Annotated in this window: 15 protein-coding genes and 2 pseudogenes; 7 read left to right on the top strand and 10 right to left on the bottom strand. The window is 57.3% G+C overall.

Annotated elements, in window-relative coordinates:
- Window positions 1-194 (bottom strand): annotated as a pseudogene (locus tag ACI2JR_RS18490) (sugar ABC transporter permease); the annotation flags it as partial.
- Window positions 195-668: 474 nt separating this feature from the next.
- Window positions 669-995 (bottom strand): cupin domain-containing protein, encoded by a 327-nt coding sequence (locus ACI2JR_RS18485; protein ID WP_132730533.1) that lies wholly within the window; start codon window positions 993-995, stop codon window positions 669-671.
- Between the two features lie 137 nt (window positions 996-1,132).
- On the opposite strand from ACI2JR_RS18485, the gene ACI2JR_RS18480 reads away from it, so the two are divergent.
- The gene (locus ACI2JR_RS18480) at window positions 1,133-1,825 is read left to right on the top strand and encodes an aspartate/glutamate racemase (RefSeq protein ID WP_462479166.1); all 693 of its coding nucleotides are present in this window, start codon (window positions 1,133-1,135) and stop codon (window positions 1,823-1,825) included.
- Here the strand turns inward: ACI2JR_RS18480 and ACI2JR_RS18475 are convergent.
- Complete coding sequence (locus tag ACI2JR_RS18475; protein ID WP_132730531.1) at window positions 1,812-2,738, bottom strand: LysR family transcriptional regulator; 927 nt, start codon at window positions 2,736-2,738, stop codon at window positions 1,812-1,814. The genes ACI2JR_RS18480 and ACI2JR_RS18475 overlap by 14 nt on opposite strands.
- A gap of 134 nt (window positions 2,739-2,872) precedes the next feature.
- Here ACI2JR_RS18475 and lysA point away from each other — a divergent pair, with 134 nt between their 5' ends.
- Window positions 2,873-4,135 carry a diaminopimelate decarboxylase gene (lysA, locus tag ACI2JR_RS18470; RefSeq protein ID WP_462479165.1) on the top strand — a complete coding sequence of 421 codons (1,263 nt, stop codon included), beginning with the start codon at window positions 2,873-2,875 and terminating at the stop codon, window positions 4,133-4,135.
- Here lysA and ACI2JR_RS18465 read toward each other — a convergent pair.
- Entirely contained in the window at window positions 4,132-5,130 is a 999-nt protein-coding gene (locus ACI2JR_RS18465) for a LacI family DNA-binding transcriptional regulator (RefSeq protein WP_165905746.1), read from the bottom strand. The genes lysA and ACI2JR_RS18465 overlap by 4 nt on opposite strands.
- Window positions 5,131-5,347: 217 nt before the next feature.
- Between ACI2JR_RS18465 and ACI2JR_RS18460 the strand changes: the two genes are divergently transcribed.
- Window positions 5,348-5,827 carry a GNAT family N-acetyltransferase gene (locus ACI2JR_RS18460; protein WP_462479164.1) on the top strand — a complete coding sequence of 160 codons (480 nt, stop codon included), beginning with the start codon at window positions 5,348-5,350 and terminating at the stop codon, window positions 5,825-5,827.
- Here ACI2JR_RS18460 and galR read toward each other — a convergent pair.
- On the bottom strand, window positions 5,788-6,804 hold the full coding sequence (gene galR, locus ACI2JR_RS18455; protein ID WP_462479163.1) for an HTH-type transcriptional regulator GalR: 1,017 nt from the start codon (window positions 6,802-6,804) through the stop codon (window positions 5,788-5,790). The genes ACI2JR_RS18460 and galR overlap by 40 nt on opposite strands.
- Before the next feature lie 724 nt (window positions 6,805-7,528).
- On the opposite strand from galR, the gene aas reads away from it, so the two are divergent.
- Both aas and lplT read left to right on the top strand, forming a co-directional pair.
- Complete coding sequence (gene aas / locus ACI2JR_RS18450; protein ID WP_462479162.1) at window positions 7,529-9,688, top strand: bifunctional acyl-ACP--phospholipid O-acyltransferase/long-chain-fatty-acid--ACP ligase; 2,160 nt, start codon at window positions 7,529-7,531, stop codon at window positions 9,686-9,688.
- A complete protein-coding gene (gene lplT, locus ACI2JR_RS18445) occupies window positions 9,681-10,877 on the top strand; it encodes a lysophospholipid transporter LplT (RefSeq protein ID WP_132730525.1) in 1,197 nt (398 codons plus the stop codon). The genes aas and lplT overlap by 8 nt, the downstream gene beginning before the upstream one ends.
- A gap of 126 nt (window positions 10,878-11,003) precedes the next feature.
- On the opposite strand, the gene ACI2JR_RS18440 is transcribed toward lplT, so the two are convergent.
- The 5 genes and pseudogenes from ACI2JR_RS18440 to ACI2JR_RS18420 form a co-directional block, all read right to left on the bottom strand.
- Window positions 11,004-12,044 (bottom strand): NADP(H)-dependent aldo-keto reductase, encoded by a 1,041-nt coding sequence (locus ACI2JR_RS18440; RefSeq protein ID WP_462479161.1) that lies wholly within the window; start codon window positions 12,042-12,044, stop codon window positions 11,004-11,006.
- Between the two features lie 215 nt (window positions 12,045-12,259).
- Complete coding sequence (locus tag ACI2JR_RS18435; protein WP_004867116.1) at window positions 12,260-12,478, bottom strand: YgdI/YgdR family lipoprotein; 219 nt, start codon at window positions 12,476-12,478, stop codon at window positions 12,260-12,262.
- 123 nt (window positions 12,479-12,601) lie between these two features.
- Entirely contained in the window at window positions 12,602-13,315 is a 714-nt protein-coding gene (locus tag ACI2JR_RS18430) for a TerC family protein (RefSeq protein ID WP_132730523.1), read from the bottom strand.
- A 63-nt stretch (window positions 13,316-13,378) separates the two neighbouring features.
- A complete protein-coding gene (mutH, locus tag ACI2JR_RS18425; protein ID WP_132730522.1) occupies window positions 13,379-14,074 on the bottom strand; it encodes a DNA mismatch repair endonuclease MutH in 696 nt (231 codons plus the stop codon).
- A 99-nt stretch (window positions 14,075-14,173) separates the two neighbouring features.
- Window positions 14,174-14,314: pseudogene (locus tag ACI2JR_RS18420) on the bottom strand (hypothetical protein); the annotation flags it as partial.
- Between the two features lie 453 nt (window positions 14,315-14,767).
- Here ACI2JR_RS18420 and rppH point away from each other — a divergent pair.
- A complete protein-coding gene (gene rppH / locus ACI2JR_RS18415; protein ID WP_132730520.1) occupies window positions 14,768-15,298 on the top strand; it encodes an RNA pyrophosphohydrolase in 531 nt (176 codons plus the stop codon).
- Window positions 15,299-15,310: 12 nt separating this feature from the next.
- The gene (gene ptsP, locus ACI2JR_RS18410; protein ID WP_132730519.1) at window positions 15,311-17,557 is read left to right on the top strand and encodes a phosphoenolpyruvate--protein phosphotransferase; all 2,247 of its coding nucleotides are present in this window, start codon (window positions 15,311-15,313) and stop codon (window positions 17,555-17,557) included.
- The last annotated feature ends 111 nt before the right edge of the window (window positions 17,558-17,668 follow it).

Here is a 17,668-nt window from a genome sequence, read left to right as displayed (position 1 = left end):
GATTTCCAGAAGAGGGCATCTTCGGTCAGCATGTAGCGATAGTTTTCGATGCCGTTAAACACCGGCGGACTCATCAAATCGTACTCAGTGAAACTGAGAAAGAAAGATGAAACAAAGGGAAAGGCGGTAAAGACGATCAGCCCAATAATGTAGGGCGATATCCAGGCCAATCCCAGTAGCTTGTTCTCATTCATACATACCTACCTGGCTTACGAGTTTGTAAAACGGATTCGGGGTCATCACTTTTTGCTCGGTCGGAAAGTTAAGCGCTGGCTGGCCATCGCGTCTTTTTTAGCGGCTATTTGTTAACGGGTTTTACTCGCCGCGTCCCTTGCTGAGCCGGTACGTTCCGCGCTTTAACGCTGCGGTTAATTCATTTTATAAAACGCCGTTTTAATTTTATTTTATGGCAATTCATTACAGAGTCATGCGATTCATAACGGAAGTGTGATCAAAGTCGAAATGATGTTTCAAAAAATGAGATGACGCGCGATTTCCAGATAAATAGCGGTATGGAAAGAAATGTTGAAGATGGGATCTGGCGCAAGGAGGCGCAAAATGGCTGGCGGGATCAAGATCGGGGTATTACATATTTTCTAACAAAAGAAGCGAACGGAAAGGGGGAACGGAGTGGGCAGCGGGGCATCGCGGACCTGCCCCGGGAGAACTCAGTTTTGCAGAAAATCCTCACGTACCGGGGTAAAGGTATCCAGCAGGGTTCCCGGCTTAAGGCAGAGGCAACCATGCATGATATGGGGCTTTTTGTACAGCGTATCGCCGGCGCTGACCACGCGTTTTTCGTCGCCGATGGTGAATTCAAACTCGCCGGAGAGCACATAGGTTAGCTGCTCGTGAGGGTGGTTGTGCATCGGCCCGATGGCGCCGGCGGCGAAATTAACCTCTACGGCCATCATGTTGCCATCATGGGCAAGGATGCGACGGGTGACGCCATTGCCCAGATCTTCAAGGGTGGTCTCTTTGTGAAAAATAAACATCCGGCTGTCCTGTTATTGATTGAAACAACGTTTCATTTAATTTATCGCAGAATCCTGAAGAAAGAAACGACCGACAAGAGAAGTGGAAAGTTGATCACAAGTTTGTTTCACTGGAGCAAACCGATAAGGAGTGAACGATGAAAACGATTGGCCTGTTGGGCGGCATGAGCTGGGAGTCGACGATTCCCTATTACCGCCTGATCAATGAAGGCATTAAAGCGCGCCTCGGCGGCCTGCACTCGGCCAGCCTGCTGCTGCATAGCGTCGATTTCCATGAAATTGAAGCCTGTCAGTCATCCGGTGACTGGCCGCGGGCGGGCGAGCTGCTGGCGCAGGCGGCATCTGGCCTGCAGCAGGCGGGAGCGGAAGGGATCGTGCTGTGCACCAACACTATGCATAAAGTGGCCGGGGCGATAGAAGATCGTTGCCAGGTGCCGTTCCTGCACATCGCCGACGCCACCGGGCGCGCCATTGCGCAAAAAGGGCTGAGCAACGTCGCTCTGCTGGGGACGCGTTATACCATGGAGCAGGATTTTTACCGCGGCCGTCTGCAGGAGCAGTTCGCCATCGAGACCCGGGTGCCGCACTGCGACGATCGGCAGCGCATCAACCAGATTATCTTCGATGAACTGTGTCTCGGGACCTTTAGCGAGGCGTCGCGCGACTACTATGTGCAGGTCATCGAGGCGCTGGCGGAGGAGGGCGCGGAAGGGGTTATTTTCGGCTGTACCGAGATTGGTCTGCTGGTCCCTGTCGAAAGCAGTCCGCTGCCGGTCTTTGATACCGCCGCGATCCACGCCGCGGATGCGGTGGAGTTTATGCTCTCTTAAGGACCGCTTCCAGCGGGCCCTGAATCCGCGGCAGGCTGTTTTGCAGATGGGTAATAAAGGTCTCAACCAGCGCCGAGCCGGGCCGGTGCAGCGGACGGATCAGGCTGACGGTAAACGGTACCTCGACGCTGAAGCGGCGCACCGCCACGCCGCTTTCGGCATAGTCGAGGGCGGTCAGCGGGTTGACTACCGAAATACCGACGCCTGCGCGCACCATTGCACAAATTGAAGCCGCGCTGTGGGTTTCCACCACCATCCGCCGTTTGACCTGATGCGCAAGAAACAGGGCGTCGAGCAGCTGGCGATAGCTATCGGTGCGCGACAGGCTGATATAGTTTTCGCCGTGGAAATCGGCCGGCGTCAGCGTCCGTTTTGCGGCAAGCGGATGGCCCTGCGGCAGCACGCACACTTCGTTGAGCGTGAGTAGCGGCGTACGCTCGGTTCCGGCAGGGGTATGCAGGGTTTCCGTCAGGCCCAGATCGTGACGCTGCGCCGAGAGCCACTCTTCCAGCAGCGGGGACTCCTGCGGCACGATGTGCAGGCTGACCTCCGGATAGCGCGACAGAAACGGTTGTAACAGCAGCGGCAGAAACGACTGGGAAAATACCGGCAGACAGACCACCGACAGCTCTCCCTGGCGGAACTCGCGCAGACTCTCCGCGGCGCTGACGATCCTGTCCAGCCCGTACCACGAGCGCTGAACCTCTTCAAACAGACGCAGCCCTTGTACCGTCGGCTGCAAACGCCCGCGGGTCCGTGTAAACAGCTTCAGCCCGATGACCTTCTCAAAGCGCGCCAGCTCGCGGCTGACCGTCGGCTGCGAAGTGTGCAGCAGGCGTGCCGCTTCGGTCAGGTTGCCGGCGGTCATCACCGCATGGAAGATTTCAATATGGCGTAAATTAACGGCTGGCATGGCGGCTCTCGACAGGTATTCGGTATCCATATCATTTTTGCATAGACTCACGATAAAACGATATTTTTTATTCTCTTCAGGCTGTGGCGTAATCATAAAAAACCCGCTCAACGCAAATAACGCCGGAGTTCACCATGCCACGCTCGCTTTACGCCACCGATACCGACCTGACCGCAGAGAATTTGCTGCGCCTGCCAGCCGAATTTGGCTGCCCGGTGTGGGTCTATGACGCGCAGATTATCCGCCGCCAGATAGCGCAGCTCAGCCGGTTTGACGTGGTGCGTTTCGCCCAGAAGGCCTGCTCCAACGTCCATATTCTGCGCCTGATGCGCGAACAAGGGGTGAAGGTGGATTCGGTCTCTTTGGGAGAGATCGAGCGTGCGCTGGCGGCGGGGTACGATCCGCATCTGCATCCGGAAGACATCGTTTTTACCGCCGATCTGATCAATGACGCGACCCTCGATCGGGTGAAAGAGTTGCAGATCCCGGTGAACGCCGGATCGGTGGATATGCTGAGCCAGCTGGGGGAAGTTTCGCCGGGCCATCGCGTGTGGCTGCGCGTGAACCCTGGCTTCGGCCATGGCCACAGCCAGAAAACCAACACCGGCGGCGAAAACAGCAAACACGGGATCTGGTACAGCCATCTGCCGGCGGCGCTGGAGGTTATGCGTCGTTACCAGCTGCAGCTGGTGGGGATCCACATGCACATCGGCTCCGGGGTCGATTATGGCCATCTGGAGCAGGTTTGCGGCGCGATGGTGCGTCAGGTGGTGGAGTTTGGGCAGGATCTGCAGGCGATCTCCGCCGGCGGCGGCCTGTCGATCCCTTATCACGAAGGCGAAGAGGCGATCGATACCGATCACTATTTTGGCCTGTGGAACGCCGCGCGCGAGCAGATCGCGAAACATCTTGGCCATCCGGTAAAACTGGAAATCGAGCCGGGTCGCTTCCTCGTGGCCGAGTCCGGGGTGCTGGTCTCGCAGGTGCGCAGCGTAAAAGAGATGGGCAGCCGTCACTTTGTGCTGATTGACGCCGGCTTTAACGATCTGATGCGTCCGGCAATGTACGGCAGCTATCACCACATCACCGCGCTGGCGGCGGATGGCCGCGACCTGAGCGCCGCGCCGCGGGTGGAAACCGTGGTGGCCGGGCCGCTGTGTGAATCAGGCGATGTCTTTACCCAGCAGGAAGGGGGCAAAGTGGAAACGCGCCTGCTGCCTGACGTCGTACCGGGGGATTACCTGGTGCTGCACGATACCGGGGCGTATGGCGCGTCGATGTCCTCGAACTACAACAGCCGTCCGCTGCTGCCGGAGGTGCTGTTCGACAACGGCAGCGCACGGCTGATCCGTCGTCGCCAGACGATTCAGGAGCTGCTGGCCTTAGAGCAGTTCTAAAAGTAGGGGCCCGTCGTGACCGACTCGCGCAACACCAGCGTGCCGGTAAACGGCGGGAGCGTTTCGATCGGCTGGTTGTTGGCGAGCTTGATCGCCTGATCGATAGCGGTGGTGATCATGTTATCGATCGGCAGATAGACCGTTGACAGCCCAGGCTCCAGCCATTTTGCGCTGGGGGCATCATCAAAGCCGAACAGCGACACGTCCTGCGGGATCCGCAGCCCCGCCTGGTGCAGCGCTTTCGAGGCGCCGAGCGCCATATCATCGTTACAGGAAAACAGCGCGCTAAACGTGGTTTTCTCCGCCAGCAGCTCGCGGCAGAGCTCATACCCGCGGGTCATCGTGGAGTCGCCATATTTCACTTTCGCCGGATCCCAGGCAATACCGTGTTTTTTTAGCGCCTTGCGATAGCCCTGCAGGCGGGCTTTCCCGGTCGGCGTATGCATCGGTACGGTCATGCAGGCGATATCGCGGTGCCCCTGGGTTATCAGATAATTCACCGCCTGAAAGGCGGCATCTTCCTGCTCGAAGAACACGCAGCGCTCGCGCGCCAGGCTAACATCGCGGTTGATGACAACCAGCGGCATATCGATCGATTCGATCAGCGACATGATCTTCTTTTCGCTCATGTGACGGGTATAGAGGATGATCGCATCGCACTGGCGGTCGGCGAGCATCTGCACCGCTTCTTCTTCACGCTCCGGCGCATCGTGGCCGTCGGTGACGATCAGCTGTTTACCCCAGGCCTCCGTCTGGCGCGAAGCCTGCTGCAGCAGGCGGCCAAAATAGAAGCCGTCGAAGGTGGAAACCACCAGTCCGATACTGTTGCTTGTGCGGTTCGCCAGCGAACGGGCGAGAAAGTTGGGCCGGTACCCGAGCTCTTCCATCGCTTTGAATACCTGTTGGCGGGTGCTCTCTTTTACCTGACCTGTGCCGTTCAACACGCGGGAAACCGTCGCTTTAGAGACGCCTGCGCGAATTGAGACATCCAGCATTGTAGCCATTCATCGATTCCTGATATCACGTGATAAGCCGCAGTTTATCACAGACATTCAGAGGGATATGCGCCCAACGGCGGGCAAAAAACTATCGCGATCACGCTTTTTGCAGGAAATGATGTAAATGGCTGCTTTTGCGTATTGATGCCTCAGTCGCGGGCCGCTGCGGGCGGCGGTATACTCGTCTCATACGGTTTTTCAGCAGGGGACAGGCATGCATATTCAGCCTTTATACGCCGCGCCGCAGCATGGCCGGCAGGTCACGGAGTGGCTGTGGCAGGCGTTCGGCGGCGAGACGCTGCCAAAGGCATTTTTCGCCAGCATTATTGCCCACAGCCAGACGCCGCAGGCGCTGCCGCTGACCTTTATTGCCATTGAGGGGGAGACGCTGCTGGGCACGGTGGGACTGTGGCGCTGTGATTTAATCAGCCGCCAGGATCTGTTTCCGTGGCTGGCGGCGCTGTACGTTGCCCCGGACGCGCGCGGCCAGGGCGTGGCGGGGAAATTGCAGCAGCAGGTCATCGACTATGCTCGTCAGCTCGGATATCCGCAGCTGTATCTCTACTCCGCCTGCCGCGATTTTTATGAGCGCTTTGGCTGGCGCTATATCGGTGAAGGCCTGGATTACCCGGCCACCGCCGTCAGCCTGTATCGTTACGATTTATCGCTTTCCGCCGGCGAAACCACCGAGTGACGACGAACCAGCGTCGGGCTGAATAAATGGGTGATTTCAGGCGCCGGGCGCTGATCCGCCAGCGCTAACGCCAGTTCAGCCGCCTGGGTTGCCATCGTCACGATGGGGTAACGCACCGTCGTCAACCGCGGGCGAACATAGCGCGATATCAGGACATCATCGAAGCCGATCAGCGAAATCTCGCGCGGGACGTCGATACCATTATCATTCAGGACCCCCATCGCTCCGGCGGCCATCGAATCGTTATAGCAGGCGACGGCGGTAAAATTCCTGCCGCGCCCCAGCAGCTCGGTGATCGCCTGCTCGCCGCCGCTTTCATCAGGCTCGGCAAAGGTAACCAGCCGCTCGTTGCACGGCAAACCGCTCTCTTTTAAGGCGGCGTAATAGCCCTGCAGGCGATCTTCCGCATCTGAAATGGCGTGGTTGGAACACAGGTAGGCGATCCGCGTATGCCCCTGCTGGATTAGATGACGGGTGGCCAGCCAGGCGCCGTAGCGGTCATCCAGCGCCACGCAGCGCTGTTCGAAGCCCACCAGAATGCGGTTGATCAGCACCATGCCGGGGATCTGTTTCATCAAGCCGGCGAGCTCGTCGTCCGGGATCATTTTCGCGTGCACCACCAGCGCCGCGCAGCGATGGCGAATGAGCTGCTCAATGGCCTGACGCTCTTTTTTGATGCTGTGGTAACCGTTGCCGATCAATAAAAAGTTACCGGTGTTGTAGGCCACCTGTTCGACGGCTTTGACCATGGCGCCAAAAAAGGGGTCGGAAACGTCGCCGACCACCAGACCTACGGTTTCCGTGGACTGCTGCGCCAGCGCGCGGGCGTTGGCATTCGGATGGTAATTCAGCGTTTCCATCGCCGACGTAACCGACTGGCGGGAGGTTTCACTGGCTTTGGGGGAGTTGTTGATGACGCGGGATACGGTAGCGACGGACACTCCAGCGAGTCGGGCTACATCCTTTATTGTCGCCATACCAGACCTTTTTTAGGGTAAGCGTTTACATAGCGGTTATGTTACGGGAAAGCGCGGCAGATTCAAGGATGGTGGCGTCTGGCATCGCGCAAATGTGATGCAGCATGAACTGAGAGTGAAAAAGTTACACACCGATAGCGCAGCGGCAGGGGGAATGAAACGACGACGGGCGAATTCACACCTTTGCTTACACTTTGCGATTAGCTGTTGCGAATGTTCGCTGGTTTACCCATTCATTGCATTGATATTCTGGTTCTCCCAGAGGTATTGATAGGTGGAGTCAACTTCAGGTTGACCACTCTAATTACACCAGCCTGCGCAGATGCGCAGGTTTTTTTTTGCCTCAAGCCCGGGTTAGCGCGGCGCGCTGTTGCGGCGGTATGCGCCGCTCCCCGTTACAAGCCATCTACAGCATCATGCGGCGAATCGCCGCTTGCCGGCGCTCAGCGTTGTTACAGAAAACGAAAATGGCAATAACTGGTTGCACTTAGGCTCACTCCCTTGCGTTTTATCGCTGGTACGGCAGGGGCGAAAAACGGGACAATCAGGGTCCCAGAGGTATTGATAGGTGAGTTTTTAAGTACGCGTTTCGTACTGATTATCTTGCACCGACCTGCGCTGATGCGCAGGTTTTTTTTATGGCAAAAATTCCTCCCCGCACTGCTTTTCAAACGCCTTCTCGTGTAACCTGCAATGACTGAGTAACCGGTCAAATGGAGTTGTTATGCTGTTGGCATTTTTCAGGCTGTTGTGCAAAGGGTTGTATCGGGTCAGATTGACCGGCGACACGCGCCCCTTGCAGCAAAAAAAGGTTCTGATCACCCCTAATCACGTCTCTTTCATTGATGGGATCCTGTTAGCCTTATTTCTGCCCGTCCGACCGGTCTTTGCGGTATATAGCTCTATCAGCCAGCGCTGGTATATGCGCGCGCTGGCGCCGCTTATCGACTTTGTCCCGCTCGACCCGACGAAACCCATGTCGATTAAGCACCTCGTCCGCCTGATTGAACAGGGGCGTCCGGTGGTTATCTTCCCGGAAGGGCGTATCTCGGTCAGCGGCTCGCTGATGAAAATCTATGACGGCGCCGCGTTTGTCGCCGCGAAGTCGCAGGCGACCATTATTCCGCTGCGTATCGAAGGGGCGGAGCTGACCCCGTTCAGCCGGCTTAAAGGGCTGGTTAAACGCCGTCTGTTCCCGCGTATCCAGCTCCATCTGCTGCCGCCGACCCGTATTGAGATGCCCCAGGCGCCGCGCGCCCGCGATCGGCGTAAAATCGCCGGTGAAATGCTGCACCAGATTATGATGGAAGCGCGAATGGCGATCCGCCCGCGGGAAACGCTGTATGAAGCGCTGCTGGCGGCGCAGGATCGGTTCGGCGCGCGCAAAAACTGCGTGGAAGACATCAACTTTCAGCCGGACACCTACCGCAAGCTGTTGACCAAGACCCTCTTCGTGGCGCGGATTCTGGAAAAATACAGCGCCCAGGGTGAGAGAATCGGCCTGATGTTGCCGAACGCCGGCATCAGCGCGGCGGTGATCTTTGGCGCGATTGCCCGCGGGCGGATTCCGGCGATGATGAACTATACCGCCGGGGTGAAAGGCCTGAGCAGCGCGATTACCGCCGCAGAGATCCGCACGATTTTTACCTCCCGTACCTTCCTTGATAAGGGCAAACTCTGGCACCTGCCGGAGCAGCTGACCCAGGTGCGCTGGGTATTTCTTGAAGATCTGAAAGGCGACGTGACCCTCGGCGATAAGCTGTGGATTTTCGGCCATCTGCTGATGCCGAAGCTGGCGCAGGTCAAACAGCAGCCGGAAGAGGCGGCGATTATCCTCTTTACCTCCGGTTCGGAAGGCAACCCGAAAGGGGTGGTGCACAGCCACAAGAGCATTCTTGCCAACGTCGAGCAGATTAAAACCATTGCCGACTTTACCGCCAACGATCGCTTTATGTCGGCGCTGCCGTTGTTCCACTCCTTTGGCCTGACGGTCGGCCTGTTTACGCCGCTGTTTACCGGCGCGGAGATCTTTCTCTATCCCAGCCCGCTGCATTACCGCGTGGTGCCGGAGCTGGTTTACGACCGCAACTGTACGGTGCTGTTCGGCACCTCGACCTTCCTGGCTAGCTATGCGCGCTTTGCCAACCCGTACGATTTTTATCGTCTTCGCTACGTGGTCGCCGGGGCGGAAAAGCTGCAGGAGAGCACGAAGCAGCTGTGGCAGGATAAATTTGGCCTGCGCATCCTTGAAGGCTACGGCGTTACCGAGTGCGCGCCGGTAGTGTCGATTAACGTCCCGATGGCGGCGAAGGTTGGCACCGTCGGGCGGATCCTGCCGGGAATGGATGCGCGCCTGCTGGCGATGCCGGGCATTGAAGAGGGGGGCCGCCTGCAGTTAAAAGGGCCAAATATTATGCATGGCTACCTGCGGGTGGAGAATCCGGGCGTGCTGGAAGCGCCAACGGCGGAAAATCAGCGCGGTGAAGTGGAAAGCGGCTGGTACGACACCGGGGATATCGTCACCTTTGACGAGCAGGGCTATGTACGGATTCAGGGGCGCGCCAAACGCTTCGCGAAAATCGCCGGCGAAATGGTTTCGCTGGAAATGGTCGAGCAGGTTGCCCTGGCCGTTTCGCCTGACAAGATGCACGCCACGGCGGTTAAACAAGATGCGACCAAAGGCGAGGCGCTGGTGCTCTTCACCACCGATGATGAACTGAATCGTGAAAAACTGCTGCGCTATGCCCGTGAACATGGCGTGCCGGAGCTGGCGGTACCGCGCGACATTCGCTGGCTGAAGCAACTGCCGGTTCTCGGCAGCGGCAAGCCGGACTTTGTCACCCTCAAAGGTATGGTCGAACAGACGGAACATTCAGATGAGTGAGTCAGTACATACTAACAATTCTCTGTACTCGAAAGGCATGATGGCGGTCATCTGCGCGCAGTTTCTGTCGGCGTTTGGCGATAATGCGCTGCTGTTTGCCACCCTGGCGCTGATGAAGCAGCAGTTCTATCCGGACTGGAGTCAGCCGGTGATGCAGATGTTGTTTGTGGGCGCTTACATTCTGTTTGCGCCGTTTGTCGGGCAGTTCGCCGATAGCTTCGCCAAGGGGCGGGTGATGATGCTCGCCAATGCTATGAAGCTGCTTGGCGCCGGCTGCATCTGCTTTGGTCTGAACCCGTTCCTCGGCTATACGCTGGTGGGAATCGGGGCTGCCGCCTATTCGCCGGCCAAATACGGCATCCTCGGGGAACTGACCACCGGGGATAAGTTAGTGAAAGCTAACGGTTTGATGGAGTCGTCGACCATTGCGGCGATTCTGCTGGGATCGATGGCCGGAGGCATTCTGGCCGACTGGCACGTGCTGGCCGCACTGGCCATCTGCGCGCTGGTATACGCCGGCGCGGTGGTGGCGAACCTGTGGATCCCGAAGCTGCCTGCCGCACGTCCGGGGCAGTCGTGGCGTTTCACGCCGATGACCCACAGCTTCTTCAGCGCCTGTCAGACGCTGTGGCGCAATGGCGAAACGCGTTTTTCTCTGATGGGAACCAGTCTGTTCTGGGGGGCGGGCGTGACGCTGCGCTTCCTGCTGGTGCTGTGGGTACCGGTGGCGCTGGGCATTACCAGCAACGCGATGCCGACCTACCTTAATGCGATGGTGGCGGTCGGGATTGTGCTGGGCGCCGGCGCGGCGGCGAAGCTGGTCACGCTGCAAACGGTCTCGCGCTGTATGCCTGCGGGGATTCTGATTGGTGTCGCGGTTATCTTTTTCGCCGTTCAGCATGCGCTGCTGCCGGCATTTGGCCTGCTGCTGCTGCTCGGTATTTTCGGCGGGTTCTTTATTGTGCCGCTCAATGCGCTGCTTCAGGAGCGCGGTAAGCATACGGTGGGCGCGGGCAATGCCATCGCGGTACAGAACCTTGGTGAAAACGTGGCGATGCTGCTGATGCTGGGCCTCTATTCGCTGGCGGTCAGCATCGGCATTCCGGTGGTGGGCGTCGGGATTGGCTTTGGCGCGGTGTTTGCGCTGGCTATCGCCGCGCTGTGGCTGTGGGGCCGACGTCAGGCGTAGCTGGGCAAATCGTTGACGGCTTATTCGGGGATCCCCGGCTTGCGCTGCGCTTAGCCGGGTTACGGTTGGGTATCTGTGGCCGTGGTAACCCGGATAAGGCGTCAGCCGCTATCCGGGGCCCGACGCTTACGGTGCCGGGTAGGTATAGACCTGGTGCACCGCTTCAATTTCCGCTAACACCTCTGCACTCAGCTCAAGGTGCAGACTCTCGACGTTGGTTTTGAGCTGTTCCAGCGTGGTGGCGCCCAGCAGGGTGCTGGCGACGAACGGCTGACGACGGACAAAGGCCAGCGCCATCTGCGCCGGATCGAGATTATGGCGTTTGGCGATATCGACATAGGCCGCCACCGCTTTCTGCGACTGCTCGCTGCTGTAGCGCGTGAAGCGGCTGAACAGCGTGTTACGCGCTCCGGCCGGTTTCGCCCCGTTCAGATATTTGCCGGTCAGCGTCCCGAACGCCAGGCAGGAGTATGCCAGCAGCTCCACGCCTTCATACTGGCTGACTTCCGCCAGACCCACTTCGTAGCTGCGGTTCAGCAGGCTGTAGGGGTTCTGGATGGTGACGATGCGCGGCAGGTCGTGTTTATCCGCCAGGTGCAGATAGCGCATGACGCCAAACGCCGTCTCGTTGGAAACGCCGATATAGCGGATTTTTCCGGCACGCTGGAATTCGGTGAGCGCTTCCAGGGTATCCAGCAGGGTAACGACCGGCATGTTGTCGGTCCAGGTATAGCCCAGCTTGCCGAAGCAGTTGGTCGGGCGCTGCGGCCAGTGAACCTGGTAGAGATCGAGATAATCGGTTTGCAGACGCTTCAGGCTGTCATGCAACGCGTCACGGATGTTTTTACGGTCCAGCATATGGTTAGGACGAATGCTGCTGTCGTTGTTACGCGCAGGGCCGCTGACTTTGGAGGCGAGGATCAGTTTTTCGCGATTGCCGCGTTTCGCCAGCCAGTTGCCGACGTAGGTTTCGGTCAGCCCCTGGGTCTCCGGGCGCGGCGGTACGGGATACATTTCCGCGACATCAATCAGGTTAATGCCCTGACTGACAGCATAGTCGAGCTGTTGGTGCGCGTCGGCCTCGCTATTCTGTTCACCAAACGTCATAGTGCCCAGCCCAAGCGTGCTGATTTCAAGAGAACTGTGTGGGATACGGTGATACTGCATAGCCGGCTTCCTTTTTTATTAACAAGGTCAGGAGTTCCCCGACAAAGGAGTATCAAAATGGCAGAGGGGAAGAAAAAGAGGAAGTAAAAAGATCAAAAAAAGCCGGGCTTTCGCAATCCGCACAGGCGACGCTACGAGTATCCCGACTCTTTTTTAAGACCGTGGGGTGTCGGAAAGGGCGACCTCGCCAGGCGAGCGCTGGCCGACGAATAGTCTTAGCGTTTAATAATCTGCGAAACGTCGTCGCGATTGATCTGCATCTTGTTGCCTTGCTGATCTTCGTAACTGATGAGGCCGGTATCGTCATCAACGGCCGGCTTGCCATCGGTCAGAATCATGCGCCCATCTTTCGTTGCCATCACGTAATCGCTGCTACAGCCGGAAACCGAGAACGCCAGTCCTACGGCGGAAATCAATACTGCCCATTTTTTCATTGTGACTACCTCTCTAATGGTCGCACCTCACACCAGTGTATTAATAGCCTGATTTGTGAGACATAAAAAGCAGTAAAGTCTTAAAAAAGATTGCAGCCCGGTTTTGGGCTGCATTTTTGTGGCTTACAGCGGATTTTTTTTATTGCGCAGCAGATTGAGGCTTTCGACAGCAATCGAAAAGAACATCGCGAAGTAGATATAGCCTTTCGGGATATGGATCTCGAAGCTTTCCAGCATCAGGGTAAAGCCGACCAGGATTAAAAACGACAGAGCCAGCATTTTCACCGACGGATGGCGATCGACGAAATCGCCGATCGGCCGGGCAGCAAACATCATCACGCCGACGGCGATCACCACCGCAGCCATCATAATGAACAGATGATCCGATAGCCCAACCGCGGTAATCACCGAGTCGAGGCTGAAAATGATATCCAGTACCATGATCTGCACGATGGCGCCCATAAAGGAATGGACGTTGGTTTTCAGCCCTTCCTCTTCGCCCTCGATTGACTCGTGGATCTCTTTACTCGCCTTCCAGATCAGGAACAGACCGCCGAGTAGTAAGATCAAATCGCGAAATGAGATCGCCTGGTCGAAAACGGTAAACAGCGGATTGGTCAGCTTAACGACCCAGGCGATAGAGGCCAGCAGCCCCAGACGCATCAGCATCGCTCCCATCAACCCGATGCGTCTTGCGTGAGCACGCTGGGCGGTGGGCAGTTTGGCAACAACCAGAGAGAGGAAAATAATATTATCGATCCCCAGCACGATCTCCAGCAGCGTCAGCGTACCGAGCGCCAGCCAGGCGTTAGGATCGGTTATCCATGCAAATAACATTGTTCAAAGTCCTGCAAAAAAGAAAGGAGCAATTATATGCATCCCGGCAGGCAGAACAAAAAATTAATCGCCGGCGAGGAGAAAATGACGGGCCAGCAGGGCGGCGGTAAAGTTCTTTTTCAGATAGAAGCCGCGCGGCAGGGTGAGAATCGGTTCGCCGCGAGCGCCGATCGCCTCGGTCAACGCTTTGCTGTTGGCGGCTTTCGGGCGCAGTTGCAGCACTTCGCCGTGGCGGGCGGTGATGCGTTCCACCTGGCCGAGGACAATCAGATCCATCAGCTCTTCCCAGTCCATCCGTAACTGCCGCTCCTCTTCCTCATTCGGGCTCCACAGCAGCGGGGCGCCGACGCGGCGTTCCGCCAGCGGAATGGCGCGATCGCCTTCTACCGGTACCCACAGGACGCGTTTGAGCTTGTGGCGCACGTGGCTGCTCTCCCAGGTGACGCCGCTGTTGCCGGTGAGCGGGGCGACGCAGACGAAGGTGGTTTCCAGCGGTCGGCCCAGACTATCGACGGGAATAGTCTTCAGTTCGACGCCCAGCGCGGCGAAATCCTGCTCGGGCTTGCTGCCGGCGCTGGCGCCGAGCCAAATTTCCAGCAGGATACCAATCCACCCTTTATCCCGCTTCAGATCGCGCGGCACAGGAATGCCGGCCAGCGCCGCCAGCTCACCCAGCGAGTAGCCCGCGAGCCGCTGCGCCTGAGCCAGGAGCTGCTGCTGGGTTTGCGGTGGGGAAGAGAGCGGGGCGATGGCGGGCATAGACGGAAACCTCGGGCTAAAATCTGGCTAAAAAGTGAGCGCTAATCTGCTGCGTTGTGGATAGAGTTTACCTTTTCCTGGGTAACTATGACAATTTGATGATTCGTATGCCTTTTTTTTTATTTTTTTGCCGTTATGAAAACGGTGATAACGGGTTTTCCAGAACTGGTCACTGGCAATGAACAGGATCTTACACCATGTTATCCACAGAAAAATGGGATAACTGGGGAAAAGCGGCACTACTGTTTCCATTTACAGCCTTGACGTGCGACGAAAATCGAATTTTTAGATAAAATATGCCCACTGAACTCGTATAAGCTGTGGATAAAATCGACATTGTTCGATCTTTCATCAGTTCCAGGATCTCATATGTGATGATCATCACGTTATACTGTAATTATTGAAAGGTATATGTGCTAACATAATGAATATAATGTGATTATTAAATCATGCTATAAGTAAGCGGTTCGGACTACTCTGGGTTTTCCCTGGGTAATTCCATACTTCTTCACAACTCTATCCACAGAAAAAGTGAATAAAATGGGCCGGCGATCGCTTCTGTTGTTTATAACTCTGCTGATTACTGTGAGTTATTCAAATGTTATCCGATCGCACTGTGACAACAGAGTGGTTTACCGTTTCCAGCGAGTGTGAAACAATCATTCACATTGAAGATTATTTTGAGGTAGTCCGGTGATTGATGACGATGGCTACCGCCCAAATGTCGGTATTGTAATCTGTAATCGCCAGGGCCAGGTTATGTGGGCCAGGCGCTATGGTCAGCACTCGTGGCAGTTCCCGCAAGGGGGCATCAATCCAGGAGAATCAGCCGAGCAGGCAATGTATCGGGAATTGTTCGAAGAGGTTGGGTTAAGTCGTAAAGATGTACGAATCCTGGCCTCAACCCGTAACTGGTTGCGTTACAAGTTGCCTAAACGTTTGGTGCGTTGGGACACAAAGCCGGTTTGTATCGGCCAGAAACAGAAGTGGTTTCTTCTGCAGTTGATCGGCAGCGATGCGGAAATCAATATGCAAACCAGCAGTACACCTGAGTTTGATGGTTGGCGCTGGGTAAGTTACTGGTACCCGGTTCGTCAGGTGGTGTCGTTCAAGCGCGACGTGTACCGCCGGGTGATGAAAGAGTTTGCCAGCACGACGATGTCGCTGGCGGAAAGTGCACCTAAACCGCAAAGCGCGCCTGCTTATCGACGTAAAAGAGGTTAAGCCACGCACATTATGCTCACTCGGTTACGAGAAATCGTCGAGAAGGTCGCGAGTGCGCCGCGTTTAAACGAGGCGCTGGATATCCTGGTAACAGATATCTGCACAGCGATGGAAACGGAAGTCTGTTCAGTATATCTGGCCGATCATGACCGACGCTGCTATTACCTGATGGCCACTCGCGGGCTGAAAAAACCTCGCGGGCGTACCGTTGCGCTTGCGTTTGACGAAGGCCTGGTCGGCCTGGTTGGGCGCCTTGCGGAGCCTATCAACCTTGCCGATGCGCACAAACATCCCAGCTTTAAATATATTCCGGCCGTGAAAGAGGATCGCTTTCGCGCTTTTCTCGGCGTGCCGATTATCCAGCGGCGGCAGCTGCTTGGCGTGCTGGTGGTACAGCAGCGCGAGCTGCGTCAGTTTGACGAAAGCGAAGAATCTTTCCTCGTCACTCTGGCGACGCAAATGGCCGCGATTCTTTCCCAGTCGCAGCTGACCGCGCTGTTTGGCCAGTATCGCCAGACGCGAATCCGCGCGTTGCCTGCCTCCTCCGGGGTGGCTATCGCCGAAGGCTGGATGGACATCAGCCTGCCGTTAATGGAACAGGTGTACGAAGCCTCGACGCTGGATACGGCTTCCGAGCGCGAGCGTCTGACCGGCGCGCTGGAAGAGGCGGCCAACGAGTTTCGACGCTACAGCAAGCGCTATGCCGCCGGGGCGCAAAAAGAGACCTCGGCCATTTTCGACCTCTATTCGCACCTGCTTTCTGACGCGCGACTGCGCCGCGAACTGTTCGCTGAGGTTGACAAAGGCGCGGTGGCTGAATGGGCGGTGAAAAAGATTATTGAGAAGTTCGCCGAACAGTTTGCCGCGCTGAGCGACGGTTATCTGAAGGAGCGGGCCGGCGATCTGCGTACGCTTGGCCAGCGTCTGCTCTTCCATCTCGATGATACGATTCAGGGGCCCAATACCTGGCCGGCGCGTATTGTGCTGGTGGCGGACGAACTCTCCGCGACGACGCTGGCGGAAGTCCCTCAGGACCGGCTGGCGGGCGTCGTTGTTCGCGACGGCGCCGCGAACTCTCACGCCGCCATTATGGTGCGGGCGTTAGGGATCCCGACGGTTATGGGCGCCGATATTCAGCCTTCGCTGCTGCATGGCCACATGCTGGTGGTGGACGGCTATCGCGGCGAGCTGCTGGTCGATCCCGAACCGGCGCTGCTGCAGGAATATCAACGCCTGGTCAGCGAAGAGAACGAACTTAGCCGGCTGGCGGAAGACGATCTGGAACACACCTCAGAGCTGAAAAGCGGCGAGCGGGTGAAGGTCATGCTGAACGCCGGCCTGAGCCTTGAGCATGAAGAAAAGCTCGGCAACTTTATCGACGGCATCGGCCTGTACCGCACCGAGATCCCGTTTATGTTGCAAAGCGGCTTCCCGTCGGAAGAGGAGCAGGTGGCTCAGTATCAGGGCATGCTGCAGATGTTTAATGAGAAGCCGGTGACGTTGCGTACCCTGGATATCGGCGCGGATAAACAGCTGCCGTATATGCCGATCAGCGAAGAGAACCCGTGCCTTGGCTGGCGGGGGATCCGCATCACCCTCGATCAGCCGGAGATTTTTCTCATCCAGGTGCGGGCGATGCTGCGCGCCAACGCTGCCACCGGCAATCTCAGCATTTTGCTGCCGATGGTGACCAGTCTTGATGAGGTGGATGAAGCGCGTCGCCTGATCGATCGCGCCAGTCGTGAAGTCGAAGAGATGATTGGCTACGCCATCCCGCGCCCGCGTCTTGGCGTGATGCTGGAAGTGCCCTCAATGGTGTTTATGCTGCCGCATCTGGCCAATCGCGTCGATTTTATCTCGGTGGGTACCAACGATCTGACGCAGTATATCCTCGCGGTGGATCGCAATAATACCCGGGTGGCCAGCCTGTATGACAGCCTGCATCCGGCGGTGCTGCGCGCATTGGCGATGATTGCGCAGGATGCGGAACGCTTCGGTATCGACCTGCGCTTGTGCGGTGAAATGGCGGGCGACCCGATGTGCGTGACGATCCTGATTGGCCTCGGCTACCGTCATCTGTCCATGAACGGCCGGTCGGTGGCCCGGGTAAAATATCTGCTGCGCCGGATTGATATCGCCGAGGCGCAGGAGCTTTCGCGCCGGAGCCTTGAGGCGCAGATGACGACGGAAGTTCGCCATCAGGTTGCGGCCTTTATGGAACGACGCGGTCTCGGCGGCCTGATTCGCGGCGGACGCTAAGCGCCCCTTTCCCGGCGGCGCTGCGCTCCGGGGGCTGAGCTTTCCGCTCAGCTGCACGGATAAGGCGTCCGCGCCGCTATCGGGAAAACGTCCCGGCGGTCGTTAGCATTC

It is taken from the genome of Klebsiella sp. NPDC088457 (assembly GCF_044900465.1).
Classification (GTDB): Bacteria; Pseudomonadota; Gammaproteobacteria; order Enterobacterales; family Enterobacteriaceae; genus Klebsiella.
The sequence above is the reverse complement of the archived record's forward strand: the minus strand, read 5'-3'. Positions and strand labels throughout refer to the sequence as shown.

Excerpts from the sequence above, each read along its gene's own strand:
- ACI2JR_RS18430 (WP_132730523.1), bottom strand. The coding sequence starts at position 13,315 with ATGTTATTTGCATGGATAACCGATCCTAACGCCTGGCTGGCGCTCGGT.
- mutH (WP_132730522.1), bottom strand. The coding sequence starts at position 14,074 with ATGCCCGCCATCGCCCCGCTCTCTTCCCCACCGCAAACCCAGCAGCAG.
- ACI2JR_RS18435 (WP_004867116.1), bottom strand. The coding sequence starts at position 12,478 with ATGAAAAAATGGGCAGTATTGATTTCCGCCGTAGGACTGGCGTTCTCG.
- lysA (WP_462479165.1), top strand. The coding sequence starts at position 2,873 with ATGCCACGCTCGCTTTACGCCACCGATACCGACCTGACCGCAGAGAAT.
- ACI2JR_RS18475 (WP_132730531.1), bottom strand. The coding sequence starts at position 2,738 with ATGCCAGCCGTTAATTTACGCCATATTGAAATCTTCCATGCGGTGATG.
- ACI2JR_RS18460 (WP_462479164.1), top strand. The coding sequence starts at position 5,348 with ATGCATATTCAGCCTTTATACGCCGCGCCGCAGCATGGCCGGCAGGTC.
- aas (WP_462479162.1), top strand. The coding sequence starts at position 7,529 with ATGCTGTTGGCATTTTTCAGGCTGTTGTGCAAAGGGTTGTATCGGGTC.
- ACI2JR_RS18465 (WP_165905746.1), bottom strand. The coding sequence starts at position 5,130 with ATGCTGGATGTCTCAATTCGCGCAGGCGTCTCTAAAGCGACGGTTTCC.
- ACI2JR_RS18485 (WP_132730533.1), bottom strand. The coding sequence starts at position 995 with ATGTTTATTTTTCACAAAGAGACCACCCTTGAAGATCTGGGCAATGGC.
- ptsP (WP_132730519.1), top strand. The coding sequence starts at position 15,311 with ATGCTCACTCGGTTACGAGAAATCGTCGAGAAGGTCGCGAGTGCGCCG.
- ACI2JR_RS18440 (WP_462479161.1), bottom strand. The coding sequence starts at position 12,044 with ATGCAGTATCACCGTATCCCACACAGTTCTCTTGAAATCAGCACGCTT.
- lplT (WP_132730525.1), top strand. The coding sequence starts at position 9,681 with ATGAGTGAGTCAGTACATACTAACAATTCTCTGTACTCGAAAGGCATG.
- ACI2JR_RS18480 (WP_462479166.1), top strand. The coding sequence starts at position 1,133 with ATGAAAACGATTGGCCTGTTGGGCGGCATGAGCTGGGAGTCGACGATT.
- galR (WP_462479163.1), bottom strand. The coding sequence starts at position 6,804 with ATGGCGACAATAAAGGATGTAGCCCGACTCGCTGGAGTGTCCGTCGCT.